General features: G+C 70.0%; 24 protein-coding genes (1 of these 24 cut by a window edge). 12 read left to right on the forward strand and 12 right to left on the reverse strand.

Features of this window, described 5'->3' with window-relative positions; all coding sequences use genetic code 11:
- The first annotated feature begins 185 nt into the window (after window positions 1-185).
- Together AC1PMG_RS02175 and AC1PMG_RS02180 are read left to right on the forward strand one after the other, a co-directional pair.
- Window positions 186-1,301 carry an acyltransferase family protein gene (locus tag AC1PMG_RS02175; RefSeq protein WP_481110500.1) on the forward strand — a complete coding sequence of 372 codons (1,116 nt, stop codon included), beginning with the start codon at window positions 186-188 and terminating at the stop codon, window positions 1,299-1,301.
- 93 nt (window positions 1,302-1,394) lie between these two features.
- Window positions 1,395-2,075 carry a carboxypeptidase-like regulatory domain-containing protein gene (locus AC1PMG_RS02180; protein ID WP_481110501.1) on the forward strand — a complete coding sequence of 227 codons (681 nt, stop codon included), beginning with the start codon at window positions 1,395-1,397 and terminating at the stop codon, window positions 2,073-2,075.
- A gap of 326 nt (window positions 2,076-2,401) precedes the next feature.
- Here AC1PMG_RS02180 and AC1PMG_RS02185 read toward each other — a convergent pair whose 3' ends face one another.
- Complete coding sequence (locus tag AC1PMG_RS02185) at window positions 2,402-3,310, reverse strand: LysR substrate-binding domain-containing protein (RefSeq protein ID WP_481110502.1); 909 nt, start codon at window positions 3,308-3,310, stop codon at window positions 2,402-2,404.
- A gap of 100 nt (window positions 3,311-3,410) precedes the next feature.
- On the opposite strand from AC1PMG_RS02185, the gene AC1PMG_RS02190 reads away from it, so the two are divergent.
- Genes AC1PMG_RS02190 through AC1PMG_RS02200 form a run of 3 tightly spaced genes read left to right on the forward strand, consistent with a single transcriptional unit; the run spans window position 3,411 to window position 4,710 of the window.
- Window positions 3,411-3,761, forward strand: coding sequence for a carboxymuconolactone decarboxylase family protein (locus AC1PMG_RS02190; RefSeq protein WP_481110503.1), 351 nt, complete (start codon window positions 3,411-3,413; stop codon window positions 3,759-3,761).
- A complete protein-coding gene (locus AC1PMG_RS02195) occupies window positions 3,761-4,159 on the forward strand; it encodes a tautomerase family protein (RefSeq protein WP_481110504.1) in 399 nt (132 codons plus the stop codon). Before AC1PMG_RS02190 ends, AC1PMG_RS02195 begins: the two co-directional genes overlap by 1 nt.
- The gene (locus AC1PMG_RS02200) at window positions 4,156-4,710 is read left to right on the forward strand and encodes a DUF4865 family protein (RefSeq protein ID WP_481110505.1); all 555 of its coding nucleotides are present in this window, start codon (window positions 4,156-4,158) and stop codon (window positions 4,708-4,710) included. Before AC1PMG_RS02195 ends, AC1PMG_RS02200 begins: the two co-directional genes overlap by 4 nt.
- A gap of 19 nt (window positions 4,711-4,729) precedes the next feature.
- On the opposite strand, the gene AC1PMG_RS02205 is transcribed toward AC1PMG_RS02200, so the two are convergent.
- From AC1PMG_RS02205 to radC, 7 genes are all read right to left on the reverse strand, one after another.
- Entirely contained in the window at window positions 4,730-5,737 is a 1,008-nt protein-coding gene (locus AC1PMG_RS02205; protein WP_481110506.1) for a pyridoxamine 5'-phosphate oxidase family protein, read from the reverse strand.
- Window positions 5,738-6,060: 323 nt separating this feature from the next.
- The gene (locus tag AC1PMG_RS02210) at window positions 6,061-8,124 is read right to left on the reverse strand and encodes a TonB-dependent receptor (protein ID WP_481110507.1); all 2,064 of its coding nucleotides are present in this window, start codon (window positions 8,122-8,124) and stop codon (window positions 6,061-6,063) included.
- 240 nt (window positions 8,125-8,364) lie between these two features.
- A complete protein-coding gene (locus tag AC1PMG_RS02215; protein WP_481110508.1) occupies window positions 8,365-10,416 on the reverse strand; it encodes a TonB-dependent receptor in 2,052 nt (683 codons plus the stop codon).
- Window positions 10,417-10,669: 253 nt separating this feature from the next.
- Window positions 10,670-11,425 carry an SDR family NAD(P)-dependent oxidoreductase gene (locus AC1PMG_RS02220; RefSeq protein WP_342074607.1) on the reverse strand — a complete coding sequence of 252 codons (756 nt, stop codon included), beginning with the start codon at window positions 11,423-11,425 and terminating at the stop codon, window positions 10,670-10,672.
- 373 nt (window positions 11,426-11,798) lie between these two features.
- Window positions 11,799-12,635, reverse strand: coding sequence for an SPOR domain-containing protein (locus AC1PMG_RS02225; RefSeq protein ID WP_481110509.1), 837 nt, complete (start codon window positions 12,633-12,635; stop codon window positions 11,799-11,801).
- 15 nt (window positions 12,636-12,650) lie between these two features.
- Entirely contained in the window at window positions 12,651-14,339 is a 1,689-nt protein-coding gene (argS, locus tag AC1PMG_RS02230; RefSeq protein WP_017907880.1) for an arginine--tRNA ligase, read from the reverse strand.
- 218 nt (window positions 14,340-14,557) lie between these two features.
- Window positions 14,558-15,232, reverse strand: coding sequence for a RadC family protein (radC, locus tag AC1PMG_RS02235; RefSeq protein ID WP_152237292.1), 675 nt, complete (start codon window positions 15,230-15,232; stop codon window positions 14,558-14,560).
- A 96-nt stretch (window positions 15,233-15,328) separates the two neighbouring features.
- On the opposite strand from radC, the gene coaBC reads away from it, so the two are divergent.
- From coaBC to AC1PMG_RS02250, 3 genes are read left to right on the forward strand one after another with little or no spacing between them, the layout of a single operon-like run.
- The gene (gene coaBC, locus AC1PMG_RS02240) at window positions 15,329-16,606 is read left to right on the forward strand and encodes a bifunctional phosphopantothenoylcysteine decarboxylase/phosphopantothenate--cysteine ligase CoaBC (RefSeq protein ID WP_481110510.1); all 1,278 of its coding nucleotides are present in this window, start codon (window positions 15,329-15,331) and stop codon (window positions 16,604-16,606) included.
- Window positions 16,603-17,073, forward strand: coding sequence for a dUTP diphosphatase (dut, locus tag AC1PMG_RS02245; protein WP_017907877.1), 471 nt, complete (start codon window positions 16,603-16,605; stop codon window positions 17,071-17,073). Before coaBC ends, dut begins: the two co-directional genes overlap by 4 nt.
- A 15-nt stretch (window positions 17,074-17,088) precedes the next feature.
- Window positions 17,089-19,419 carry a phosphomannomutase/phosphoglucomutase gene (locus AC1PMG_RS02250; RefSeq protein ID WP_481110511.1) on the forward strand — a complete coding sequence of 777 codons (2,331 nt, stop codon included), beginning with the start codon at window positions 17,089-17,091 and terminating at the stop codon, window positions 19,417-19,419.
- 49 nt (window positions 19,420-19,468) lie between these two features.
- Here AC1PMG_RS02250 and AC1PMG_RS02255 read toward each other — a convergent pair whose 3' ends face one another.
- Window positions 19,469-20,140: a hypothetical protein gene (locus AC1PMG_RS02255; protein ID WP_051067856.1), complete on the reverse strand. Its 672-nt coding sequence runs from the start codon at window positions 20,138-20,140 to the stop codon at window positions 19,469-19,471.
- Window positions 20,141-20,158: 18 nt separating this feature from the next.
- On the reverse strand, window positions 20,159-20,818 hold the full coding sequence (pyrE, locus tag AC1PMG_RS02260) for an orotate phosphoribosyltransferase (protein ID WP_160962628.1): 660 nt from the start codon (window positions 20,816-20,818) through the stop codon (window positions 20,159-20,161).
- A 133-nt stretch (window positions 20,819-20,951) separates the two neighbouring features.
- Here pyrE and AC1PMG_RS02265 point away from each other — a divergent pair, with 133 nt between their 5' ends.
- The 3 genes from AC1PMG_RS02265 to AC1PMG_RS02275 all read left to right on the forward strand — a co-directional run bounded on the left by AC1PMG_RS02265 (window position 20,952) and on the right by AC1PMG_RS02275 (window position 23,362).
- Window positions 20,952-21,752: an exodeoxyribonuclease III gene (locus AC1PMG_RS02265; RefSeq protein WP_481110512.1), complete on the forward strand. Its 801-nt coding sequence runs from the start codon at window positions 20,952-20,954 to the stop codon at window positions 21,750-21,752.
- The gene (locus tag AC1PMG_RS02270) at window positions 21,749-23,068 is read left to right on the forward strand and encodes an AmpG family muropeptide MFS transporter (protein ID WP_342074602.1); all 1,320 of its coding nucleotides are present in this window, start codon (window positions 21,749-21,751) and stop codon (window positions 23,066-23,068) included. Before AC1PMG_RS02265 ends, AC1PMG_RS02270 begins: the two co-directional genes overlap by 4 nt.
- 66 nt (window positions 23,069-23,134) lie before the next feature.
- Entirely contained in the window at window positions 23,135-23,362 is a 228-nt protein-coding gene (locus tag AC1PMG_RS02275) for a hypothetical protein (protein ID WP_026143529.1), read from the forward strand.
- Window positions 23,363-23,383: 21 nt separating this feature from the next.
- On the opposite strand, the gene AC1PMG_RS02280 is transcribed toward AC1PMG_RS02275, so the two are convergent.
- Both AC1PMG_RS02280 and AC1PMG_RS02285 read right to left on the reverse strand, forming a co-directional pair.
- Window positions 23,384-24,514 carry an anhydro-N-acetylmuramic acid kinase gene (locus tag AC1PMG_RS02280; protein ID WP_481110513.1) on the reverse strand — a complete coding sequence of 377 codons (1,131 nt, stop codon included), beginning with the start codon at window positions 24,512-24,514 and terminating at the stop codon, window positions 23,384-23,386.
- A gap of 89 nt (window positions 24,515-24,603) precedes the next feature.
- Window positions 24,604-26,058 (reverse strand): peptidoglycan DD-metalloendopeptidase family protein, encoded by a 1,455-nt coding sequence (locus tag AC1PMG_RS02285; RefSeq protein WP_481110514.1) that lies wholly within the window; start codon window positions 26,056-26,058, stop codon window positions 24,604-24,606.
- Window positions 26,059-26,226: 168 nt separating this feature from the next.
- Between AC1PMG_RS02285 and tyrS the strand changes: the two genes are divergently transcribed.
- On the forward strand, window positions 26,227-26,309 hold the start of the coding sequence (gene tyrS, locus AC1PMG_RS02290) for a tyrosine--tRNA ligase (RefSeq protein ID WP_481110515.1). It continues 1,129 nt past the right edge of the window; only the first 83 of its 1,212 coding nucleotides appear in the window; its start codon is at window positions 26,227-26,229; the stop codon falls past the right edge of the window.

A 26,309-nucleotide genomic window follows, 5' to 3' on the forward strand; every position in this document is an offset into this window, starting at 1 on the left:
TCCCCTCGGGAGAGGGGTTGGGGTGAGGGTACGGCGCTGCAAGTAAGCATGGGGGACGCCTAGCGCCGCCGCCGCGCCTCGCCTCGCAGGCGCGATCGCGCCGGCGCCGATGCCGGTGCACGACCGCCGCCGCAACCGGCGGTTCAGCCAGTAAGCTGCTCGCTCCCCACCGCCAACCCCCTGCGATGCGCTATCCCGGCCTCGACCTGCTGCGCGCCACCGCCATCGTCTGGGTGATGTTGTTCCACTCCTTCGTGGTCGGTGGGCTGGGCGCGGATTGGGAATGGCTGTCGCGCTATGGCTGGATGGGCGTGGATCTGTTCTTCGTGCTCAGCGGCTTTTTGATCGGCGGGCAGGTGCTGGCGCTGCTGGCGCGCGGCGAGCCGCTGCGCTACGGCGACTTCTACCGGCGCCGCGCCTACCGCATTCTGCCGGCGTACGCGGTGGTGCTGGCGCTGTACCTGGCCTGGCCCGGGTTCCGCGAAGTGCCCGGGATCGCGCCGTGGTGGCTGTTCGCCAGTTTCACCCTCAACCTGGGCATCGACTACGCCAACCAGCAGGCGTTCTCGCATGCCTGGTCGCTGTGCGTGGAAGAGCACTTCTACCTGGTGTTTCCGCTGTTGGCGGCGTGGATGCTACGGCGGCCGTCGGCGCCGCGTTTCGTGGCGCTGTGCGTGGCCGTGGTGCTGGCCGGCATCGCCCTGCGCAGTGCGATCTGGCTGCACGACAGCGCGCTGGATCGCATCGGCGCCGGACTGCAGCGCAACTGGTTCATCGAGGATCTCTACTACCCCACCTGGAACCGTCTGGACGGCCTGCTGGCGGGCGTGGCGCTGGCGATGCTGAAGACCTTCCGGCCGCAGCACTGGCAGCGGCTGCAGCGCCACGCCAGCGTCGTGGCGCTTGCCGGCATCGTGGTCTGTGCGCTGGCGATGTGGCTGTTCCGCGACCGCACCGGCCTGCTCGGCAATGCGATCGGCTGGCCGGTGCTGTCGCTGGGCCTGGCGCTGCTGGTCGGCGCTGGCGCCTCCACCCAGGGATGGCTGGGGCGTTGCCGGGTGCCGGGCGCGGCCTGGCTGGCCGCGGTGTCCTACAGCCTGTACCTGAGCCACAAGGCCGCGTTCCATCTGACCCAGGTGTGGTTCGGTGCGCAACTGGACGGTCACGGGCTGCTCGCCTTCGCCGCCTATGCCGGCATGGCGCTGCTGTTCGCGGCTGTCCTGCACTACGCGGTGGAGCAGCCGTTCCTGCGCCTGCGCGAGCGGCGCGGGGCTCCGGCCGCGGCGGCGACGCGTGGCTGAACGCACGGTAGCCGATCCACACGGAACGCCCCTGTAGTGCTGCCACGGATCGTGCTAGCGTGCGCGCCTTCAGGGACGAATAGGGGGAATGCAATGCCTACGATTACACGCCGTGGCTGGGTCCTGTTGCTGTGCTGCGGGCTGGCTGCCGCCGGCCAGAGCCCCGCGCAGGTACGTACGTCGCCGACCGTGGACAACACGCCGAAGATCCGTGAGGTCATGCCGAGCCAGCCGTTCGACAAGCAAGCTGCAGAGGCTGCTTTGGCCAAGGGCCATGCGACCATCACCGGCGTGGCCTGCGCCTATCACGACAACCGCGTGTTTCTGGCCAACAACCGCAAGGTCATGCTGTTTCCGGCGACGCCCTACTACGAGCAGTGGGTCGCCATGCGCAAGAAGGCCGACCCCAGTAAGGAAGCGGTAAAGATGTCCGACCAGGCTTACAACGCGCGTGTGGAGACGGAGACCGATGCCAAGGGCGCGTTCCAGTTCACCGACATGCTGCCCGGTCGTTACATTCTGGCCCTGCAGTTCCAGTTCGATCAGGCCAAGTCACGCGATGTGTATGCGGGCAGCAGCTACGGCGATTCCATGCAGGTGGATCATTACGAGCGTCAGGATTACACGGTTGCGCGTGCCGACGAACTCTTCAAGGAAGTGGAAATCAAGACCGATGGCAGCAAGGTCAAGACCGCACTTTCTGGAGGCGCCGGCATGCTCAATGGCGGTGGGGGGTTGTGGAGCAAAATGCTGCCATGCAAGACCAACCTGTGATCGGCATGCGCAGCGCCGGTTCCGAGACGTGATCGGTGTTTCGCCTTGGCGGCGCCTATGTCGCCGGGTGCGGGCTGGCAGGAGTGGACGTCAGGTCTCGGCGTTGTCCGGCGGGAATGACCATCCACAGGTTTTCGCCGGCAGCCTAGGTTCGAGACCTTGATAGGCTAAGCGACCCGGGGCGGCGGAGCATCGTTCTGTCTTTGTCGCCCGACGGTTTTTCCTGCGTCTGTGCGAACCGTCTGCAGCGCTCGCTGGCGTACCGCTGGTGGCCTGGATCGCCCTGTCGGAACGCGCTTGGCGTGTGGGCCGGTCGTGTGGCGATCTCATTCCGGATCGCCACACGCTACGCGTGCCTCGTGCAGGCGCTGTTGCAGGATCTCCGCCAGCCGCGCCACCGCCGGCGGCGGCACGGCGGACGCGCGATGCAGGCTCAGCCCTAGCGCCGGCAACGCGGGCAGGCCGCTGGCGCCGGGCGGAAGCAGGGTCAATCCGGCCGGCACGCCGGCCGGGGTGCGCAGGGTGATGCCCAATCCGGCGCGGACCGCTGCCCATACGCCGCCGAGGCTGGCGCTGGTGAAGGCGATGCGCCACGGGATGCCGGCGCGGTCCAGTGCGGTGGTCGCGGCCGTGCGCAGCAGGCAGGGGGCTTCCAGCATCACCAGTGGCAGCGGCGCCGCGCCGCTCCAGTCGGCCACGTCCGGCGCGCTGCGGTCGCCTGCGGCGATCCAGCGCAGCGGCCACGCCGCTTGCGCGTGCCGATGCGCCGAGGCCGCGCCGGAGTCCCAGGCCAGGGCCAGATCCAGGTGCCCGGCCTCCACCCGCGCCAGCAGTTCCTGGTGGCGGGCGATGCGCGCTTCGATCCGCACCTGCGGGTGGGCGCGGGCGAAGCGCCCCAGCACGTCCGGCAGCATGTGCTCGCCGAAGTCCTCCTGCAGGCCAAGCCGCACCCATCCCTGCAGCGCCGTGTCCTGCAGCGCCACGACCGCCTCGTCGTTGAGTTCGAGCAGCCGCCGCGCGTAGCCCAGCAAGGCTTCGCCGGCCTCGGTCAGGGCCAGGCCGCGGCCCTGGCGGCGCAGCACCGGCTGCCCGGCCTGCTCCTCCAGCTTCTTCAACTGCGCGCTGATCGCCGAGGTGGAGCGCCCGCGGCGGTCGGCCGCCTTGGCGAAGCTGCCCAACTCCACGCCGGCGACGAAGCTGCGCAGCGCGTCGAGGTCGAAGGTGACGGGGCGCATTGGTCGATCCTGATTTTCCGGATGGTCGTTTCGATATTTTCCGATTTTTCGGAAGGTTGTGTGCGATTAGGCTGTGCCCGTTCCCCATGCGAGCCTTCCGATGTCCGACCCTGGCACGCCGTTTCCTTCCTCGCAGGCCGCGTTCGGCGACATCGCGCCGGCCTTCGCCCGCCTCACCGACGAGGTGCTGTTCGCCGAGGTATGGCAGCGCCCCGGGCTGTCGCCACGCGAGCGCAGCCTGGTCACGGTGGCGGCGCTGGTGGCGCTGTCCCGTCTGGAGCAGTTGCCGCTGCACCTGGCCCGCGCGCTGGACAACGGCCTGGACCGCGACACCCTGGCCGAGGCCATCACCCACCTGGCGTTCTACGCCGGCTGGCCGTGCGCGGCGTCCGCGCTGCCGTTGCTGCGCACCGCTGCCGCGTCGCGGCCGGCCATGACGGAGACGCGCTGATGCCGTACGCCCGCATCTCGCTGCTGCGCGGCCACCCGCCCGCCTACCTGCGCGCGCTGTCGGCCAGCCTCTACCAGGCCATGCACGACGCCTTCGAGGTGCCGGCCGGCGACTGCTTCCAGGTCATCCATCAGCACGACCCGGACGAACTGGTGTTCGATCGCGATTACCTGGGCGGGCCGCGCTCGGATCGTTTCGTGCTGATCGCCATCACCGCCGGCCGCGAACGCAGCGCCGCCCGCAAGCAGGCGTTCTATCGGCGCCTGGTCGAACTGCTGGCGATCGCGCCGGGAATTCCCCCGGAGGATGTGATGGTCACCATCGTCACCACCGCGGCGCAGGACTGGTCCTTCGGCGGCGGCCGCGCCGGCATCGTGGCCCGCGGAGTGCCGGCATGATCGCCATGCAGTACAGCATCGCGTTGCCGGCGGACTACGACATGGCCCTCATCCGCCGCCGCATCGCCGACAAAGGCCCGTTGCTCGACACGCTGCCGGGGCTGCAGTTCAAGGCCTACCTGGTCGCCGATCGCAACGATCCGCTGCTGCCCGGCCGGCAGAACCTGTACGCGCCGTTCTATCTGTGGCGCGATGCGGCGGCGATGCACACGTTCCTCGTCGGCCCCGCGTTCGCCGCGCTGTGCGAGGCCTTCGGACGCCCGACCGTGCAGGCCTGGATGGTCGCCACGGCGTGGACGTCCGCGGCGCTGCGCTCGGCGCGCTACGCCACCCGCGCGCTTCCGGCGCCATCGTGTGCCTGCGGAAGCGACACCGACGACATGGCGGTGCCTGACGAACGCGTGCTGGCCACGGTGTACGGCTACGAACCGCAGGGATGGACGCGGCTGCGTTTTCACCTGTGGCGCGATCTGCCGCCGGAACACGCCGCCGCACACCGCTATGCCGTGCATCACCTCAGCGCGCCCGGCGTGACCGACGCCGCCCGGTGATCGGCGGCGTTGGATGCGCTCAGTACATGTTCTTCTTGTAGTCGGCCTGCAGTCCTTTGCGCACCACGCCGGGCACCGAGACCGCCGCGCGCATCAGCGTGGCCTGGGCGCCGCGCGCGCCGCTGAGCCGGACGTGGTCGCGGAAGATCGCCGGCGGGTCCAGGTCGTGTGCGATGGCGGCGGGCGGCCAAAGGTCGAAGCGACCGAGCGCGCGGCTGTGCGTCTCTTCGAGGAGCGCCGGCAGCACCCGCACCGCCAGATGCGGAACGCGTCCATCGACGGCGAGCGCGTTGCGGATCGCCTCGTCAGTGCTGGGGCGGGCGAGCCCCTCGATGCATACACAGTGCGCGCTGCCGGGGCGCAGTGCGAGCAGCGCGAGCTGCGGCCGCGCCAGCAGGTTGCCCAGGCTGTCGACGCGGCGATTGCCCGGCCGGTCGGCGAACCACCAGGCATCACGGTGGGCTTGCAGCAAGGCCCCGGCGCGATCGCCGCGCGGACTGACATCGACGCGGCCTTCGGCATCGGCGGTGGCCAGGATCAGCAGCCGGCAACTGGCGAGCAAACCTTCCGGCGTCTCCGGTGGCGTGGCGCCGGTCTGCACCTCCGCGTGCCACCAGTCGGCGCGCAGCAGGGCCTTGGCGCAGTGCAGATAGCATTCCTCGACGGCGACGAACAAGCGCGTGCCGTCGTCGCCGGCGATGCGGCCATTGATCCGCAGGGTTTCGCCCAATCCGGGCACCAGGAACAGCGAGCCGAAGCCGGCGCCGACGTGCGCGTGGGGGGTGTCCAGTGCCTGCAGTGGGATCGACAGCAGATGCGGCGTATCGCCGCGCGCGAAGCCGGGTGCACCGCTGCCCGCACTCAATGCCAGGCGCTGGCCGGCGACGCCGGCGAACAGCAAGGGGCTGGCGGCCAGCCAGCGCAGCGCATGCGCGTCCAGGTGGTCGATCACCTTCAGGTCGCGCGGGCCGGGCAGGCGGCCCACGCAGTCCTGCAGCTGCGCTGCGTCGGTGACGAAGTCGGTCATCGCGCTGTCTCCCGGAAGCGGAAGACGCGGTGGTCGAGCGAAGCGGGAGAGGTCATCGCAAAGCACTCCTGTGAACGAGCGGGAGGCTTGCGCGAAGGCTGGCGACGCCTGGAACCGTACCACAGCGCGGCGGACGCCGCGTCCGGCGACTTACGGTCGTCCTTGGCCAGGCAACACCGTGACAGGGCACCTCTCATCTCCACGGGGACGTGTCCCGCAGGAGCGGCTTCCGCCGCGACAGGGGGCGTTTCCGGTGAAGCCCGTCGCGGTTGAAGCCGCTCCTACGCAGCACGCTGTGGCCGATGCAGGTGATGCGAGGTGCCCTACAGCCGCAGTTCCAACCCGAGGTAGGCCGAACGCCCGGGCGCTGGCGAGAACATCGCCTGATTGTTGCCGCCCCAGAAGAAGCTGTCGTACCAGACGTAGGCGTAGCGGGTGTCGGTGAGGTTCTTGACCTGCAGGTCGAGGCTGGTGCGCGGACCGAGCTGGTAGCGCACGCTGGCATCGACCACGCGGAAGCCGCCGTACTTGCCCTGCGCATTGCGCTCGTCGATGTAGTAGTCGCCTTGCGCGCGCGCCTGCACGCCGAAGGTCCAGCGCGCGTCGGGCCGGTAGTCGACGCCGGCGTTGCTGATGTAGCGCGGCACCGAGAACACCTCGCGGCCGCGCAGCGATTCGCCCGAGGCGTTGTAGGCGCTGACCACCTTGGCCTCCTGCAGCGCCTGCGACAGCCACAGCGTCCAGTGCTCGCCCAGTTGCGTGCTCAGTTGCAGGTCCACGCCCTGGCGCCGGGTCTGGCCCAGGCCCACGGTGGTGCCGGAGCTGACGTTGTTGGCCACCTCGTCGGTGGCGTCCTGGCGCCAGACCGCCACCCGCGCCTCGGTGCCGGCGGCCGGCTGCAGTTTCAGGCCCAGTTCCTTGCCGGTGTTGATCGACGGCCGCACGCCGGGCTGGCCCGGCGTCAGGTAGGCCGGGGCGGTGGAACCGGTGAGGATCTGGAAGGTGCGGCCCCAGTTGGCGTACACGCTCAGCTGCGGCGTCAGCGCGTAGATCACGCTGAGCTTGGGCTGGTCGATCCAGCCGTAGCGCTGCAGCGGCGCGTGCACGCCGCCGGGCAGCGTGGTGTCGCCGGAAAAGCGGTCGACGCGGAACGCCGGCACGATCTTCAGCGCGGCGGTCGGCTGCAATACCGCCTGCAGGTACAGGCCGAGGTTGTCGAGCGTGTAGCGGTCGTCGTTCTGCACGCGCGCCGGCGCGCTCCAGAAATCGGTCGGCACCGCGTAGGCATAGCGGTAGCGGCGATAGCGGTTGTCCTGGTGCTCGGCGTTGAGGCCGCCTTCCACGCTCAGCAGGTCGCTGGCCCGCCAGGTGACGGTGCTGAGCAGGCCGGTCTGGGTTTCGTCCCATTGCCGGCGCTGCCGCGGTGCGTTGCCGACCGGGTAGGGGGTGAAGGTGACGCGGCGTTCCTCGTCGTAGCGGTTGACGTACAGCGTGTTGCGCAGCTGCACACCGTCGCCGAGCTTGAAGTCGGCATGCACGCTGGCCTGGCGCAGGGTGCGCTCGCCGCCGTCGTTGGCATTCTGTGGCGGCGACTGGTCGCGGTCGTCGTTCCATTGCGCGGCGGTGAGGAAGCCGGGTGCATCGGCCTTCAGATGGTAGGCGCGGGCGATCAGGCCGATGCGCGCGGTGTCGTCGTCTTCGCCGTAGAACCACTTGCCGCCGAGCGTGTACTTGCGCGCGCTGTCGTGCGCGCGCTCGCCCTGTGTGGCCTGGGCGCCGACGAAATAGTTCTGCGCCAGGCCGCCTGCCTCATGGCCGACGGCGTACTGCAGTGCGCGCGTGGCGAAGCTGCCGTAGCTCAACCGCAGATCCTGGTAGTCGCCGCCCTGGCGGGTGGCGATGTTGAGGTTGCCGCCGATGTTGTGCAGGCCGTAGCGCGGGTCGTTGGTGCCGCGCACGACTTCGATGTAGGCGATCTCCAGCGGGAAGATCATGTCGGTGAAGCGCTGGTTGCCGCTGTTGGCGTCGCTGGGCACGCCATCGATCAGGATCTTGATGCCGTTGAGGTAGCCCTCGCCGTTGAAGGCGCGGAAGGTGGCCTTGCCGGATTCGGCGCCCTGGCGGATCTCGGTGAGCTGCACGCCAGGCATCATGCCCAGCAACTCCCAGCCGTTCATGACCTGCTTGTCGCCGATCTGCTCGCTGCCGAGCACGTCGACCGAACTGAGGATGTTGCGGGTGGACAGCGAGGCGGCGGTCTCGCGCCGCGCCTCCACGGTGCCGAGGGTGGTGGTGGTCTCGGAGGTGAGGGTCTGCGCGGCGGCATGGCCGGCGGCAAGCCCGGCCAGCACGGCCAGCACGGCCAGGGCAAGGGAGTCGATCTTCATGGGGTCTGCAAGCAAGTGGGGACAGCGGAGGGCTGGCGGCAACGGCGAGGTTGCGGGGCTTGCTTGTTCGGTACGCTGGGCGTACCTCGCTCCGTGAAGGCGATGTTATGCGATTTCGCCGGGAAAATCGCGCGGTTGTCTGCGCCACGCAGGCAACCGCGCCGTGGCACCGGCGTGCCCCGGACGGCGCCGGGAAGACCGAGGCGCGGCCGCAGCGGACCGCGCCGACGTCGGCAATGGCTATAGGCGCAGTTCGAAGCCGAGATAGGCCGCGCGTCCGGGCGCCGGCGAGAACATCGGCTGGTCGTTGCCGCCCCAGAAGAAGTTGTCGTACCAGACGTAGGCGTAGCGGGCGTCGGTGAGGTTCTTGACCTGCAGGTCGAGGCTCGCACGCGGGCTGAGCTGGTAGCGCACGCTGGCATCGACCACGCGGAAGCCGCCGTACTTGCCCTGCGCATTGCGTTCGTCGATGTAGTAATCACCCTGCGCGCGCGCCTGCAGTCCCAGCTTCCAGCGTGCGTCGGGCCGGTAGTCGACACCGGCGTTGCTGATGTAGCGCGGGGTGGAGAACACCTCGCGCCCGCGCAGCGACTCGCCGCTCGCGGTAAAGGCGCTGACCACCTTGGCTTCCTGGATCGCGTGCGACAGCCACAGCGTCCAGCGCTCGCCCAGTTGCGTGCTCAGTTGCAGGTCCACGCCCTGCCGGCGGGTCTGGCCGAGCCCGACCGTGGTACCGGTACTGGGCATGTTGGCCACTTCGTCGGTGGCATCCTGGCGCCAGACCGCCACGCGCGCCTCGGTGCCGGCGACGGGCTGCAGTTTCAGGCCCAGCTCCTTGCCGGTATTGATCGAGGGCCGGAACGTGCTCTGCCCGGGCGTCAGGTAGGCCGGGGCGGTCGAGCCGGTGAGGATCTGGAAGGTGCGGCCCCAGTTGGCGTACACGCTCAAGTGCGGGGTCAGCGCGTAGATCACGCTGAGCTTGGGCTGGTCGATCCAGCCGTAGCGCTGCAGCGGCGCATGCACGCCGCCGGGCAGCGCGGTCTCGCCGGAGAAGCGGTCGACGCGGAATGCGGGGACGATCTTCAGCGCATCGCTCGGTTGGATCACCGCCTGCAGGTACAGGCCGAGATTGTCGAGGCTGTAGCGGTCGTCGTTCTGCACGCGTGCCGGCGCGCGGTCGAAATCGGTCGGCACGCTGTAGGCGTAGCGCGAGCGCCGGTAACGGTTGTCCTGGTGCTCGGCGTTGAAGCCGCCTTCCACGCTCAGCAGATCGCTGGCCTGCCAGGTGACGGTGCTGAGCAACCCGGTCTGGGTTTCGTCCCATTGCCGACGCTGCCGTGGCGCGTTGCCCAGCGGGTAGCGGGTGAAGGTGATCCGGCGGTCGTCCTGGTAACGGTTGACGTACAGCGTGTTGCGCAATTGCAAGCCGCCGCCGAGCTTGAAGTCGGCGTGCACGCTGGCCTGGCGCATGTCGCGGTCGTCGCCGTCGTTGGCGTTCTTCGGCGGCGACTGGTCGCGGTCCTCGGCCAACTCGGTGGCGGTGAGGAAGCCCGATTCGTCGGCCTCGTGGTGGTAGGCGCGTGCGATCAGGCCGATGCGTGCGGCATCGTCGTCTTCGCCGTAGAACCATTTGCCGCCGAGGGTGTACTTGCGCGAGCGGTCGTGCTGGCGATAGCCGTGCGCGGCCTGCGCGCCGACGAAATAGTTCTGCGCCAGGCCATCGGCCTCATGGCCGACGGCGTACTGCAGTTCGCGGGTGGCGAAGCTGCCGTAGCTCAGCCGCAGGTCCTGGTAGTCGCCGCCCTGGCGGGTGGCGATGTTGAAGTTGCCGCCGATGTTGTGCAGGCCGTAACGCGGATCGTTGGTGCCGCGCACCACCTCGATGTAGGCGATCTCCAGCGGGAAGATCATGTCGATGAAGCGTTGGTTGCCGCTGTTGACATTGCTCGGCACGCCGTCGATCAGCACCTTGATGCCGTTGATGTAGCCCTCGCCGTTGAAGGCGCGGAAGGTGACCTTGCCGGACTCGGCACCCTGCCGGGTTTCGGTGAGCTGCATGCCGGGCATCTGCCCCAGCAACTCCCAGCTGTTCATGACCTGCTTGTCGGCGATCTGTTCGCTGCCGAGCACGTCGACCGAACTGAGGATGTTGCGCGTGGACAGCGAGGCGGCGCTGTGGCGCCGCGCTTCCACGGTGCCGAGCGTGGTGGTGGTGTCGGTGGTGGTCTGCGCGGCGCCGTCGCCGGCCGCGAGCCCGGCCAGCACGGCGAGGGCATGGGTGTAGGTCTTCATGGTGGCTGCGGACAAGGGGGAGTGGAGACTGGCGGCAGCGGCTGGGCTGCGGGCGAGCGGGTGGTGCGCGGTCCGAGGTACGAACGCGGCCGCGATCAAGTGATGTTATATCATTTCGTTAAGAAGTTGTCGGAATCCGCCTGCCGGTCGACGCGACAGGCGCCCGTCCCGGCCGTGTGGCAGAGGGCCTTCGCGGCGTGGGCGCGAGAGAGACGGGACGTGGCGGGGCCGCGCGGAGCGGCCCCGCAGTCGTTCAGGCCGGTTGCCGCGCGACCTGGAAGCCGGCGAAGGACTGCGTCACCGGCATGATTTCCAATCGATTGATGTTCAGATGCGGCGGCAGTGTCGCCACCCAGAAGATCTGTTCGGCGATGTCCTCGGCGGTCATCGGCTGCGCACCCTGGTAGAGCGTGTCCGAGGCCTGCTGGTCGCCATGGGTGCGGACCAGGGTGAACTCGGTCTCGGCCATGCCCGGTTCGATCGCGGTGACGCGCACGCCGGTGCCATGCAGATCCGAGCGCAGGCCCAGCGAGAACTGGCTGACGAAGGCCTTGGTGCCGCCGTAGGTGTTGCCGCCCGGGTAGGGGTACAGCGCGGCGACCGAGCTGATGTTGATGATCGCGCCGCGACGCTGGATCAGCGTCGGCAGCAGGCGATGGGTCAGCGTCACCAGCGCGGTGATGTTGGTGTCGATCATCGTGCGCCAGTCGTCCAGTTGCGCGGCCTGCGCCGGCGCGGTGCCCTGGGCCAGGCCGGCGTTGTTGACCAGCAGGTCGATGCCGCGGAACGCCTCGGGCAGTGCCGCCAGCATCGCGTCCAGCGCGTCGGTGTCGCGAATGTCGAAGGCGGCGATGTGCACGCGCTCGGCGCCGAAGGCGTCCAGCAGCGGTTGCAGGCGCTCGGCGCGGCGGCCGGTGGCGATTACGCGCCAGCCGGCATCGACGAAGCGGCGCACGGCGGCAGCGCCGAAACCGGAGGTGGCGCCGGTGATCAGGGCAGTCTGAGTCATTGGAGGGCCGGGAATGGGGAGTGGGGAATCGGGAATGGTAAAAGCAAAACCCGGTCGCGCGCGTCGACGGCGCGTGTGCCCGCGGGGGAAGTCGGCTTCGATGATCGATGACGCGCCAGCGTGGCGCGACGGCGCGCGGATCCGAATCGCCTTCAAGCCTCGTCGCGCGGGACGTGCTCGCGTCCCATTCCAGATTCCCTGGCGACTAAGTTTTTTGCGTAGCCGCCGGCAGCACGCTGTCGTGGAACTGCAACGTCATATCAAACCAGCGCGGCCCAATGTCAGCAGCGACAACGCATCCGCGCACGTACAGGTGAAAACGGCAAGAAGGCCGCTTCACCCATTCCCGAATCCCGATTCCCCAATCCCGGCTTCACTGCGCCTTGATCGCGATCGCCGACAGCCCGCTGCCGTTCAACTTCTGCTTGGCCTCGGCCAGTTCGCTGGCGGTGCCGTACGGCCCCATGCGCACGCGATAGACGGTCTTGCCGCTGATCTGCGCCGACTCCACGCGTGCGGACAGGCCCAGCATCGCCAGCTTGGCCTTGGTCGACTCGGCGTCGCCGGAGGCGCCGAACGAGCCGGCCTGCAGGATGTAGCGGGCGTTGTCGGGCGCGGCCGTTGCCGCGGCAGTCGTCGGTGCGGTGGTCGCGGCAGGCGTTGCCGTGGCAGTTGCCGGCTTGGCGGCGGCGGGGGTGGTGCTGGCGGCCGCGCTCGGCGTTTCCGGCAGCGGGGTCGGGTTGGCCGCTGTCGCGGTCGGCGCGGTGGCGACCGCGGCCGGAGTGGTGCCGGTGGCGGCCGTGCCTGCGGCGGCCTGCGCCTTGGCCTGGCGAATGGCCTCGGCGCGCGCGCTGGCGGCCAGTTCGGCGTCGGACATCTGCACTTCCTTGCCGGGCAGCAGGGTGTAGAAGTCGTACTGGGTCTGCGCGTCCTTCTTCGCTTCCGGCTTGGTGCTGCCGGCCGCGTTGGCGGCGGGCTTGGGCAGGTCCGGGGCCGCATCGACGTCGGCATCGGCCACCGGCGCCGGTTGCGCATCCGGATTGGCGCGCGGGCCGCCCACGCGCAGGAAGTCGCCGTCCTTCTTGAACAGCCCCGGCGCGCCGAGGAACACCACCGCGGCGATCGCCGCGCCGGCGATCAGCCACACCCACCCGGGCGTGCCGTTGCCGCTGTTGCGCCGGGCCTGGGTCTTACCGCGTCGTGCTGCCATTTACCGCTTCTCCACTCACATTTTTTCCGGGGCCGAGACGCCCAGGAGATTCAGACCGTTCGCCAGGACCTGCTGCGCCGCCACCGCCAGGGTCAGCTTGGCGTTGCGTTCGCCGGCGTCGTCCACCAGCACCGGGGTGCCGTGGTACCAGGTGTGGAAGGCCGTCGCCAGTTCGCGCAGGTATTGCGCGATCAGGTGCGGCTCCAGCGCATGCCCCGCATTCTCCACCACTTCCGGGTAGCGCGAGAGTTCCTGCATCAGTTCCAGCGAGGTCGCGTCGCTGAGCCGGTTCAGTTGCGCCTGGCCATCGGCCTGGTCGTAGTCCAGCTTCTTTTCCTGCGCCTGGCGCAGCAGGCTGCACACGCGGGCATGCGCGTACTGCACGTAGAACACCGGGTTGTCGTTGCTCTGCTGGCGCGCCAGGTCGATGTCGAAGGTGAGCTGGGAATCGGGCTTGCGCGCGATCAGGAACCAGCGCGTGGCATCGCGGCCGGCTTCCTCGATCAGGTCGCGCAGGGTCAGGTAGCTGCCGGCGCGCTTGGACAGCTTCACTTCCTCGCCGCCGCGCATCACCGTGACCATCTGGTGCAGCACGTACTCCGGCCAACCCTTGGGGATGCCCAGGTCCATCGCCTGCAGGCCGGCACGCACGCGCGCCAGCGAGCCGTGGTGGTCGGCGCCCAGTTCGGTGATGGCGCGCACGTAGCCGCGCTGCCACTTGCTCAGGTGGTAGGCCACGTCCGGCACGAAGTAGGTGTAGCTGCCGTCGGACTTGCGCATCACGCGGTCCTTGTCGTCGCCGAAATCGGTGGATTTCAGCCACAGCGCGCCGCCCTCTTCGTAGGTATGGCCGGAGGTGATCAGCTTCTGCACCGCCTCCTCGACCTTGCCGTCGCGGTACAGCGAGCTTTCCAGGAAGTAGATGTCGAAATCCACGCCGAACGCGGCCAGGTCGTGGTTCTGCTCGTTGCGCAGATAGGCCACGGCGAAGCGGCGGATCGCATCGAGATCCTGCGGATCCTTGGCGCCGGTGACCACGTGGCCCTCCAGGTCGACCGCGGCGCCGGCCATGTAGGCGTCGGCCACGTCCTGGATGTAGTCGCCGCGGTAGCCTTCTTCCGGCCAGTCGGGGCTGTCGGGGGTCTTGCCCAAAGCGCGCGCCTGCACCGAGCGCGCCAGGTTCTCGATCTGGTTGCCGCCGTCGTTGTAGTAGAACTCGCGCTTGGCGTTCCAGCCGTTGGCCTCGAGCAGGCGCGCCAGGCAGTCGCCGATGGCCGCAGCGCGGCCGTGGCCGACATGCAGCGGCCCGGTCGGGTTGGCCGAGACGTACTCCACGCCCACGGTGCGGCCGTTGCCGACCAGGCTGCGGCCGTAGTCCTCGCCCTGCTTGAGCACCGCCAGCACCTCGCGCTGGTAGGCGCCGGGACCGAGATGGAAATTGATGAAGCCGGGACCGGCGATCTCGACCTTGCTGACGTCGTCGTTGGCCGGCAGCGCGTCCACCAACTGCTGGGCCAGGGCGCGCGGATTGGTGCGCGCGGCCTTGGCCAGCAGCATCGCCGCGTTGGTGGCGAAGTCGCCGTGCTCGCGGGTCTTGGGCCGCTCGACCACGAAGTCCGGCGGCAGGGTGTCGGCCGGCAGGGTGCCATTGGCGCGCAAGGCTTCGATGCCTTGACCGATCAGGGCGCGGAGTTGGGATTTCACGAGATCTCTGCTTGAAGCGCGGAACCGGCGATTTTACCCGACCCGCCGCCTCCCGGCCCGTCCCGGGTTCAGCCCGACCTCAGCCGCGACGCCGCGATGCCGCGACCAGCACGCGCCTGCGCCCCTGAGCCTGGGCCGGCTGACCGCCCGCGTGGCCCGGAGCCGGCCTCGCCCGGATCGGCGCCCCGCGGCATGGCACGCCCAGCCGCCGCCTCGGTTCAGGCCCAGCCGCGCGATGCCATCGAGACAGGCACGCCGTCGCCGACGATGAAGTGGTCGAGCAGGCGCACGTCGATCAGGTCCAGCGCCTGTTTCAGCCGGTCGGTGACGGCGCGGTCGGCGGGCGAGGGTTCCGGGTTCCCGGACGGGTGGTTGTGGCCGATGATCACCGCGGCGGCGTTGAGCGTGAGCGCACGCCGCACCACCTCGCGCGGATGCACCTCGGCGCCGTCCAGCGTGCCCTGGAACAGTTCCTCGAACGCCAGCCAGCGGTGCCGGGTGTCCAGGAACAGCGCGGCGAACACCTCGTACGGCCGCGCCCGCAGGCGTTGCGCGAAGTAGCGGCCGGCGGTGATCGGATTGCTGAGGGTGTCGCCGCGCTGCAGTTCCGCGGCCAGGTGGCGCTGGCCCAGCTCCAGCGCCGCCGACAGCTGGCAGGCGCGCGCCGGGCCCAGCCCGGGCAGGCGTACCAGGTCGCCGGGCGACCGGTCCAGCAGCGTGCGCAAGGGCCCGTGCCGCTGCAGCAGGTCGCGCGAGGTGCGCACGGCGTCGCTGCCGGGCAGGCCGGAGCCGAGAAAGATCGCCAGCAGTTCGGCGTCGGAAAGGGCCCGGGGACCGCGTGCCAGCAGCTTTTCCCGGGGACGTTCTTCGCAGGGCCAGTCGGAGATGTGCATATCGCCAGGGTGCCGGCCGACATGGCGCAACGGTATCAGGCCGCCAAAACCCATCGGGTAAGCTAATCGTCCTTGTATGGGTAGGACATTCCCGACGTGACCGCGATTTTCGAGAGGCCCCTGCCGGGGCGACGTGTGCTGTTGTGCGTCGGCGGGGGAATCGCCGCCTACAAGGCGCTGGAACTGGTGCGGCGCCTGCGCGACGCCGGCGCCGAGGTGCAGGTGGCGATGACCGCCGGCGCGCAGCAGTTCGTCACCCCGCTGAGCTTCCAGGCGCTGTCCGGCCATCTCACCCGCACCACGCTGTGGGACAGCGGCGCCGAGCAGGCGATGGGTCACCTGGAACTGGCCCGCTGGGCCGAGCAGGTGGTGGTGGCCCCGGCCACCGCCGACCTGCTGGCGCGCCTGGCGCACGGGCTGGCCGACGACCTGGTGGGCACGCTGTGCCTGGCCAGCACCGCACCGCTGACCGTGTGCCCGGCGATGAACCACCGCATGTGGCTGCACCCGGCCACCCAGGCCAACATCGCCACCCTGCGCGCGCGCGGCGCTCAGGTGGTCGGCCCGAACGACGGCCCCCTGGCCGAAGGCGAGTCCGGCCCCGGACGCCTGGCCGAACCGGAGCAGATCGTCGCCGCGCTCGTTGGGCGCACCGACCAGAGCGCCGCGTCGGCCAAGCCAGCCGTGGCCGCCGTCCAGGCGCGTTCCGGCGCGGGCACCGGCACTGCCGCCCTGCGCGGCCTGCGCGTGGTGATCAGTGCCGGCCCCACCTACGAAGACCTGGATCCGGTGCGCTACCTGGGCAACCGCAGCAGCGGCAAGATGGGCTATGCGCTGGCCGCGGCCGCGGTCCGGCAAGGCGCCGAGGTGGTGCTGGTCAGCGGTCCGGTGCATTTGTCTACGCCCGACGGCGTGCAGCGCATCGACGTGCGCTCGGCCGCGCAGATGCGCGAGGCGGTGCTCGGCGCGCTGCCGGCGGACATCTACATCGGCACCGCCGCGGTCGCCGATTACACGCCAAAACAGGTAGCGGCGCAGAAGATCAAGAAGAGCGGCGAGACGCTCACCCTCGAACTGACCCGCACTCCGGACATCCTGGCCGAGGTCGCCGCGCAGACCCAGGCGCTGAAGCTGGTGGTCGGCTTCGCCGCCGAGACCCACGACATCGAGCGCTACGCCCGTGGCAAACTCGCCGACAAGCACCTGGACCTGATCGTGGCCAACCGGGTGGGGGTGGCCGGCAACGGCTTCGAGAGCGACCAGAACGCGGCCACGGCCTATTGGCAGGATGGCGAACGCGACTTCCCGGCGGTCTCCAAGACGCAGCTGGCCGAACAACTGCTGGACCTGATCGCGCAGAGGCTGCACGCATGAGCACTCCCACGCCCTATCCGCTGCAGGTGAAGCTGCTGGATCCGCGCTTCGGCGACAGCTGGCCGCTGCCCGACTACGCCACCGAAGCCAGCGCCGGGCTCGACCTGCGCGCGGCCACCGAGGCGCCGCTGACCCTGGCGCCGGGCGACACCGCGCTGATCCCCAGCGGCCTGTCCATCTACATCGCCGATCCGCAGCTGTGCGCGGTGGTGCTGCCGCGCTCGGGCCTGGGCCACCGCCACGGCATCGTGCTCGGCAACGGCACCGGCCTGATCGACGCCGACTACCAGGGGCCGCTGCTGATCAGCGTCTGGAACCGCGGCCGCGAGGACTTCACCATCGCCCCCGGCGACCGCATCGCGCAGCTGGTGGTGATGCCGGTCGTGCGTGTCGCCCTGCAGGTGGTGGATACTTTCGCCGACAGCGCCAGGGGAACGGGTGGATTCGGCCATACCGGAGTGCGCTGACAGGGGATCGTCTGCATGAGCGAGGCAACACAAGCGCGGCCGGTGCCGCAGGGTTTGCGCAAGGTGGCGCCTCTGCTGACGGTGCTGCTGGTGCTGTTGGTGGTCTGGTTCGGCTGGAGCGGGCTTGAGCAATGGCGCGCCGAGCAGGCCGCCGCCACGCTGGAGCAGGCGCGCGATGCCGCGGTGACGCAGACCCAGCAGGCGCTGGCGGGCGTGGGCAAACGTCTGTCCGAACGCCTGCAGCAGCCGGCCGTGCAGGCGGCGCTGAGCCGCGGCGATGCCGCGGCCGCCGCCCAGGCGCTGCGTGCGGACTGGGCGCAGGCCGAGGACGCGCAGGTGCTGCCGGCCGATCTGGAACCGGGCTACACCGATGCGGCGCACTTCGGCTACGGCCGCCTGGCGCTGCTGGAGAAGGCCCTGATGACCGGCAAGCTCGCCAGCGCGGTAATCCGCGACGGCGGCGGCCCAAGGCTGGGCCTGGCCGCGCCGGTCTCGCTGGGCGGCAACGCCGGGGTGGTGTACCTGCGCCTGCCACTGGCGCTGCTGACCGACCCGGTCGCGCAGGCATCGGTGCCGGGCACCGGCTATCTGGCCCTGCGCCAGGGCAGCTACGACGTGATCGCCGCCGGCGACAATGCGCTGCACGATCGCGCCGACGCGATGTCGCGCCCGGTCGGCGACAGCGGTCTGCGCATGGTCGCCTCGCTGCCGGATACCGAAGCCGGCCCGCTGGGGCTAGGCGCGCTGCCCTGCCTGCTGGTCGCCGGCCTGTGCCTGGTGCTGGGCGCGCTGTTGTTGCTGGCCGCGCGTGGGCGCCTGCCGCAGCCGCGGGTGCGCCGCGCCGGCGCGGCGGTGGCCGAAGAACACACCCTGCAGCAGAGCCTGCAACGCCAGGAACCGCCGCCGCCACCCGTCACCGAGGAGGCCGCGCCGGCCAAGCCGGTGCCGGCGTTCACGGTGGCGCCGGAGATCTTCCGCGCCTACGACATCCGCGGCGTGGTCGGCCGCGACCTCAGCCCGCAGGTGGCGGCGCTGATCGGCCAGGCGATCGGCGCGGTGATGCAGGAGCAGGGGCTCAACGAGGTGGTGGTCGGCCGCGATGGCCGCCTGTCCGGGCCGGAGCTGTCGGCCGCACTGATCGAAGGCCTGCGCCGCGCCGGCTGCCACGTCACCGACATCGGCCTGGCGCCGACCCCGGTGGTCTACTTCGCCGCCTACCACCTGCGCGCCGGCAGCTGCGTGGCGGTGACCGGCAGCCACAACCCCGCCGACTACAACGGCTTCAAGATCGTGGTCGGCGGCGAGACCCTGTCCGGCGCCGCCATCGCCGACCTGCACGCACGGATCAGCGCCGGCCGCCTGCCCACTGCCGAGGAACCGGGCCGGCTGCAGCAGCGCGACGTCGGCGACGACTACATCCAGCGCATCGCCGACGACGTGCAACTGGACCGCCCGCTCAAGGTGGTGGCCGATGCCGGCAACGGCGTCGGTGGCGAACTGGCGCCGCGTCTGCTGGAGGCGATCGGCGCCGAGGTCGTGCCGCTGTATTGCGACGTCGACGGCACCTTCCCCAACCACCATCCCGACCCCAGCGAGCCGCACAACCTCGAGGATCTGGTGCAAACGGTGCGGCGCTTCGATGCCGACCTCGGCGTGGCCTTCGACGGCGACGCCGACCGCCTCGGCGTGGTCACCAAGGAAGGCACGGTGATCTATCCGGACCGCCTGCTGATGCTGTTCGCCGCCGACGTGCTGCAACGCAATCCCGGCGCGCTGGTGATCTACGACGTCAAGTGCACCGGCAAGCTGTCCGACTATGTGCTGCGCAACGGCGGCAGCCCGCTGGTCTGGAAGACCGGGCATTCGCTGATCAAGGCGAAGATGCGCGAAACCGACGCCGAACTGGCCGGCGAGATGAGCGGCCACTTCTTCTTCAAGGAGCGCTGGTACGGCTTCGACGACGGCCTTTACGCGGCGGCGCGGTTGCTGGAGATCCTGGCCCAGCGCGAGGAATCGCCGTCGGAGGTGCTGGCCGAGTTGCCCGACAGCGTGGCCACGCCGGAGATCAAGCTGCCGGTGGACGGGCAGGACGCGCATGCGCTGGTCGCCGAGCTGGTCGCCCAGGCGCAGCAGGAGGGCTCGCCGTTCGCCGGCGCGCGGCTGCTGACCATCGACGGGCTGCGCGCCGACTTCCCGGATGGCTGGGGCCTGGTGCGCGCTTCCAACACCACGCCGGTGCTGGTGCTGCGCTTCGAAGCCGACAACGCGGCGGCGCTGGAGCGGATCAAGGCGCTGTTCCGTGCCCAGTTGCAGGCCGTGCTGCCGGGCCTGGCGCCGACCTTCTGAGGCGGCGTCGCGCGCCCGGCCTGGTCCGGGCGCAGAGGTGTGCGACGGCTCAGCCGCCGGCGGTGGTCGCGGACTGTGCCGGGCCGTTGCCCCGGGCCGCGCGATAGCGCTGCAGCACGTCCTCGATTTCCTGATCCAGGCCGAGCCGCTGCTGTTCGAAGTTCTTCTGCATGCGCAGCTGCCACAGCAAGGCGCGGTGCCGCTGCTGCACGTCGTCGGCGGTCTTGGCCGGCACGCTCTGCCCGGCCAGCTCGCGCGCGCCGGCGCCGGACAGCAGGCCGATCAGGCCCTGGCGCAGGCTCTCCACGTTGTAGCGCGCGGTCTGGATGTTGTTGTCGACGATACCGATGCGCTCGGCGAACACCCGGCGCAGTTCGTCCTCGGTCTGGTACGACAGCAGCATCGCCTGGTCGGTGCGCTTGCGCGTCTCCAGCGCGGCCTGGTCGGCGCGCTGCTGCGCGGCATCGGCGGCGGCGGCGGCGCGTTCCTCGGCGTTCAGCGCACGCCCGACCTCGGCGCTGCGCATGCCGCTGGTGGCGTTGAACTCGTCGCGCGCCTGGTTCACCGCTTCCGGCGGCAACGCATCGCTGCAGGTACGTTGGCCGCCCTGGTTCCAGCAGTACAGCTTCTTGGATGGCGCCGACGCCTGTTGCGCGGCGGCCGGCAAGGCGAGCAGCGCCAGCAGCGCCGGCAGGACGCGAGTGCGTGGTCGGATCGGCATCGTGGCAGCCCCCTGCTGTCAGCCAGACGAAGCGCAGCCGTAGCGGGCCCGGTAGGCCAGCAGCGGTTCGCGGAAGCCGACAAGGTCTGCGTTTCCGTCGATGAATGCAAGCAGGTCGCCCAGATGCGCGACCGAGACCACAGGAACGCCGGCCTCGGCGGCCACCGCCTGCGCCGCCGAGCGGCGGTCGTCCTCGGCGGCGATCTCCTGGCGGTCCAGCGCGACCAGGATCGCGGCCGGCTCGCCGCCGGCGGCGCGGATGATGCCCAGCGCCTCGCGGATCGCGGTGCCGGCGGTGATCACGTCGTCCACGATCAGCACCCGGCGGCCGGCCAGCGGCGCGCCGATCAGGCTGCCGCCTTCGCCGTGCGCCTTGGCTTCCTTGCGGTTGAACGCCAGCGGCAGATCGCGCCCGCGCCGCGCGTACTCGCAGGCCACCGCCGTCGCCAGCGGAATGCCCTTGTAGGCCGGGCCGAACAGCAGATCGAAGTCGAGCCCGGCGGCATCGGCCGCATCGGCGTAGCACGCCGCCAGCCGCGCCATGCTGGCGCCGGAGTCGAAGCGCCCGGCATTGAAGAAATACGGACTGAGACGCCCGGACTTCAGCGTGAACTCGCCGAAACGCAGCGCCTCCACGTCCAGGGCCAGTTGCAGGAAACGTTGCCGGTAGTCGGTCATTGGGGGCAGGGATTCGGGATTGGGGATTAGGGATTCGTAAAAGCGTACCCCATGCGCGGACGCTGCATGGGCGTGACCGGCTATGCTTTCACAAATCCCGTCATCCCCAATCCCGAATCCCGGCTCCCCACCCATGCGTATCATCAGCTTCAACGCCAACGGCCTGCGGTCGGCCGCCACCAAGGGTTTTTTCGAGTGGTTCGCCACCCAGCAGGCGGATGTGCTGTGCGTGCAGGAGACCAAGGCGCAGGAGCATCAGCTGGCCGGGCCGGCGTTCCTGCCGGACGGCTACCGGGTCTGGTTCCGCGACGCCAGCACCAAGAAGGGCTACAGCGGCGTGGCCATCTACAGCAAGCGCGAGCCGGACGAGGTGCGGACCGCGCTGGGCTGGCCCGAGTTCGACGAGGAGGGCCGCTACATCGAGGCGCGCTTCGGCAACCTGAGCGTGGTGTCTTTCTACATTCCTTCCGGGTCCTCCGGCGAACTGCGCCAGGGCTACAAGTTCCAGGTCATGGACTGGCTGCGGCCGATCCTGGTGGAGTGGCTGCGCAGCGGCCGCGATTACGTGCTGTGCGGCGACTGGAACATCGTGCGCTCGGCGCTGGACATCAAGAACTGGAAGTCGAACCAGAAGAACTCCGGCTGCCTGCCGGCCGAGCGCGACTGGCTCAACGGCCTGTGCGCCGACCGCGCCGAAGAGGCCGATGCGGCCAGTGGCCGCGGCTGGGTCGACGCCTACCGCGCGCTGCATCCGGATGGCCAGGACTACACCTGGTGGAGCAACCGCGGCGCGGCGCGCGCCAACGACGTCGGTTGGCGCATCGACTACCAGTTCGTCACCCCGACCCTGCGCGAGCGCCTGCAGGGCTGTTCGATCTATACCGCGCAGCGCTTCTCCGACCATGCGCCGTTCACGGTGGACTACCGCGAATGAGCGGCGGTGCTGCCGCGGCGCCGGTGTCCTACAAGGGCTGGGCCGGGATCAAGCGCGCCTTCGCTACGCCGTCGGCGGCGACGATGGCGCTGCTGGGCTTCGGCAGCGGCCTGCCGTTCCTGCTGATCGCCTCGCAGACCCTGTCCACACGCCTGCGCGACGTCGGCCTGGACCTGGGCAGCATCGGCCTGATCAGCCTGGCCAGCTTCTTCTACCTGCTCAAGTTCCTGTGGGCGCCGCTGCTGGATCGCTACCGCTTCCCGCTGTTCGGCTTCCTCGGCCGGCGCCGCTCGTGGCTGCTGGTCGCGCAGCTGGGCGTGGCCGTCGGCTTGGTGGCGCTGGCGTTCACCAGGCCGGAGCTGAGCGTGGCCGCGCTGGTGCTGTGGGTGTTGATCGCCTCCTTCGCCGGTGCCACCCAGGACTCGGTGGTGGATGCCTACCGCATCGAGATCGCGCCGCCGTCGGCGCAGGCCGCACTCGCCGCGACCTACACCTTCGGCTACCGCATCGGCCTGATCCTGTCCGGCGCCGGCGCGCTGTACCTGGCGCAGTTCGGCAACTGGAGGTTGGCCTATCTGGTCATGGCCGGGCTGATGCTGCTGCCGATCGTCACCACCCTGGTGTGTCGCGAGCCGGAGGTGCCGGCCTCGACGGTGGTGCGCAAGATCGACGTGGTCGGCGCGTTCTGGCAGCCGATCTCCAGCTTCTTTTCCAGCAATGGCCTGGCGCTGGGGCTGGCGCTGCTGCTGTTCGTGGGCCTGTTCAAGTTCCCCGACCAGGTGATCGGGGTGATGTCCGGCCCGTTCTACCTGGACTCGGGCTTCGACAAGGCCGACATCGCCACCGTCTCCAAGCTGTTCGGGGTCTGGATGGGGATCGCCGGGGCCTTCGCCGGCGGCCTGGCGGTGGCCGCCTTCGGCTTCCGGCGCATGTTGCTGGTCGCCGCGCTGGGCGTGGCGCTGTCCAACCTGGCGTTCCTGCTGATGGCGCACAACCCCGGCCAGCTCTGGTCGTTCTATGCCGCGCTCAGCGCCGACAACCTGTTCCAGGGCTTCGCCGGCACCGTGCTGGTCGCCTTCATGTCCTCGCTGACCGACCGCAACTTCACCGCCACCCAGTACGCGCTGCTGGTGTCGCTGGCCAACCTGCCGGGCAAGTTCGTCGGCGGCGTCTCCGGCTACATCGTCGAAGCCACCTCCTACAGCACCTTCTTCGTGCTCAGCGCCTTCACCGTGATCCCGACCCTGCTGCTGTTGGCCTGGCTGTGGCCGCGGATCCGCGAACAGACGCCCCCAGCCCTGCCGCCGGGCGATTGAAAGGGCGCCCCCGGGCGCGGATGATGGGCAGCGGCGCATGCAGTGCGCCGCCGCCCGGGAGTCCGCATGAGCGACCTTGTGTTGCGCGATATCGACCCGTTCCTGCTCGAACGCATCCGCCGCATCGCCGTCGCGCGCGGCTGGACCCAGCGCCAGGCGGTGCTGGCGCTGATCGAGCAGGGCCTGTTCTCCAGCGAGCACGACGTGCGCAGCGGGTTCGAGCACCGCGAGGTGGATGCGCTGTCGGAGGCGATCGCGGCGTTGCGCGCGCTGCCCGCCGGCAGCGGTTTCTGACCTTCTAGCTAGCGTCGTCGTTCAGGCGGGGTGGATCGCGCCGAGGATGCGCGGCCCGCGCGCGCCGCTGACCGACGGCAGGTTGCCCGGCAGCCCGGCCAGGGTCTGCCGCGCCAGCCAGGCGAAGCCCATCGCTTCGATGTAGTCCGGGTCCAGGCCCTGCGCCTGGGTCGATTGCACCTGCACGCCCGGCAGCCGCGCCAGCAGCCGCGCCAGCAACAGCGCGTTGTGCACGCCGCCGCCGCACACCAGCAACTGCCGGGTCGCCGGTTGCTGCGTCTGCAGCGCATCGGCGACGGTGGCCGCGGTCAGTTCCAGCAGCGTCGCCTGCACCGCGGCCGGCGCGGGCGCCGGCGCCGCCAGGCAGGCCTCCAGCCAGCGCAGATGGAACTGCTCGCGCCCGGTGCTCTTGGGCGGCGGCAGCGCGAACCAGGGATCGGCCAGCAGGCGCTGCAGCAGGTCGGCGTCGACCGCGCCGCTGGCGGCGAACGCGCCGCCGGCATCGTAGGGTTGGCCGCGATGGCGCTGGCACCAGGCATCGAGCAGTGCGTTGGCCGGGCCGGTGTCGAACCCGCGCACCGCGCCGTGCGCCGGCAGCAGGGTCAGGTTGCCGATGCCGCCGAGGTTGAGCACGGCCCGGTCTTCGTGCGCGGCCCCCAGCATCGCCGCATGGAAGGCCGGCATCAGCGGCGCGCCATGGCCGCCAGCGGCGACGTCGCGGCGGCGGAAGTCGCAGACCGTGGCGATGCCGGTCAGTTCGGCGATGCGGTTGCCGTCGCCGAGCTGCCAGGTGAAGGCGGGGTCGGCCAGCGGGCGATGGCGCACGGTCTGCCCGTGCGAACCGATCGCGCGGACCGTGGCCGGCGCCACCCCGGCGTCCTCGAGCAGGCGCAACGCCGCCTCGGCGAAGGCGATCGCGACCTCGGCATCGAGCTGGCCCAGTGCGTCCAGCGAGGCGATGTCGCCGCCTTCGCCCAGCGCGATCAGCGCCGCGCGCTGCTGCGGCGCCCAGGCATAGGTGCGGCCCAGCTGCAGCTGCGGGCGTCCAGCGTGGTCGAAGCGCACCAGCGCGGCATCGATGCCGTCGGCGCTGGTGCCGGACATCAGGCCCAGGAACAGGGCGTCGTCGGGAACGGCGGAAGGCGAGGGCATGCAAGACACCAGGCGGCGGTCGGCGCCGCAGCGTGGGCCAGGCGTCGCCGCCCGTCAATGCGCGGCGCGGCGGAACCGGCCGCCGGCGCTCAGCCGGCGTCGTGCGACGTGGCGGCCTTGGACGAGGCGACGACCTTCTTCTTCTTCGCGTCCGGCTCGCCGGCATCGGCGTAGATCAGCTTCTCCACACGCTGGATGCGCGCCAGCGCCGGCGAGGTCTGCGCGCGGAACGCGGCCAGTTCGGCGCCGGCCAGCGGGGTCGGCGGCGGCATCGTCACCGAGGCCGGATTGCGCTGCACGCCATCCACGCGGAATTCGTAGTGCAGGTGCGGACCGGTGGCCATGCCGGTCATGCCGACGTAGCCGATCACCGTGCCCTGGTTGATGCGCTGGCCGGCCTTGATGCCGCCGAAGCGCGACATGTGTCCGTACAGCGTGCTGTAGCCCTTGCCATGGTCCAGGATCACCACGTTGCCGTAGCCGCGCTGGGTGCCCACGAACTGCACCCGCGCATCGCCGGCGGCCATGATCGGCGTGCCGGTCGGCGCCGCGTAGTCGATGCCCTTGTGCATGCGCATGGTGCCCAGCACAGGGTGCTTGCGCGCGCCGAAGGTGGAGCTGATGCGGCTGTAGGACACCGGCATGCGGATGAAGCTCTTCTTCAGCGGCCGCCCGGTCACGTCGAAGTACTCGGCCGGCTTGCCGCCGCGCTCGAAGCGGAAGCCACTGTAGGTCTTGCCGCGGGTGGTGAAGGTCGCCGCCAGGATCTTGCTGGTGTCGATGCGTTCGCCTTCGCGCCAGGTCTCGTCCATGACCACGCTGAAGCGGTCGCCCGGCTGCAGGTCCTTGTCGAAGTCGATGTCGTACTTGAAGATCTCGTCGGTCATCGTCGCGATCGCCGACGGCGACAGCCCGGCCTTGCGCGCGGCCACGTACAGCGAACTGGTGATCTCGCCGCTGGTGACCACGGTGCGCGTGCTGGTCTCGCGCTCGATCACCTTTTCCTTGATGTCCTCGCCCAGCAGCGACAGTTCCACCCGATGGGTGGCATCGCGGTCGAAGCGCAGGGCGCGCAGATCGCCGGTCGTCGCCAGGTCGAAGCCGATCTCGGCGCCCGGGCGCAGCTTGGTCAGCGCGTCGTGGGTGCCGGGATGGTCGAGCACCCGCTGCATCACCGTGGCGGGGAGGCCCAGCTTCTCGAACACCGAGCCCAGGGTCTGCCCGGATTCGATCCGCACCACCTGCCAGTTGTCGGTGATCGCCGCCTGCTGTTGCTGGGCAAGCGAGATCGGCGGCAACGGCAGCGCCAGCGTCGCCTGCGTGGTCTGCAGCGGCACGTCGATGGCGTTGGAGAAGCCCGGGACAATGGTGGCGACCATCGCGCCGATGGTGGCGAACAGGCTGGCGTGGATCCAGTGGCGGCGCGTCCAGCGGCCGGCAGGAAGATGTTCCTTCAACTTGCGATGCAGCGCAGTGTCGTGGAGAACGTGAAGGCGTTGCTGGAACCGCTGCCGGCGCGCGCGTTCCTGATCACTGTTGGGCATCAAGGCTTCCTCACGAGCCCGAAGCGCGAGCTCAAAACTCGGCTACCATAAACATCGTTCCACAGCGCGTCAAACCATTGAGCCGGCTCGAATTTTCACCTGGCTGCATGGTTAACTCGCTCTTAACGCCATTCACGTTTGTTGACGCCATTCGCCGGAGTTCCTGTTTTGTCCACGATCGAAGAGTCCCTTGCCCTGATCGGCCGCGGTGCCGACGAAATCCTCAAGCGTGAAGAACTGGAGGCCCGCCT

Source organism: Xanthomonas sp. NCPPB 2250 (assembly GCF_056725265.1).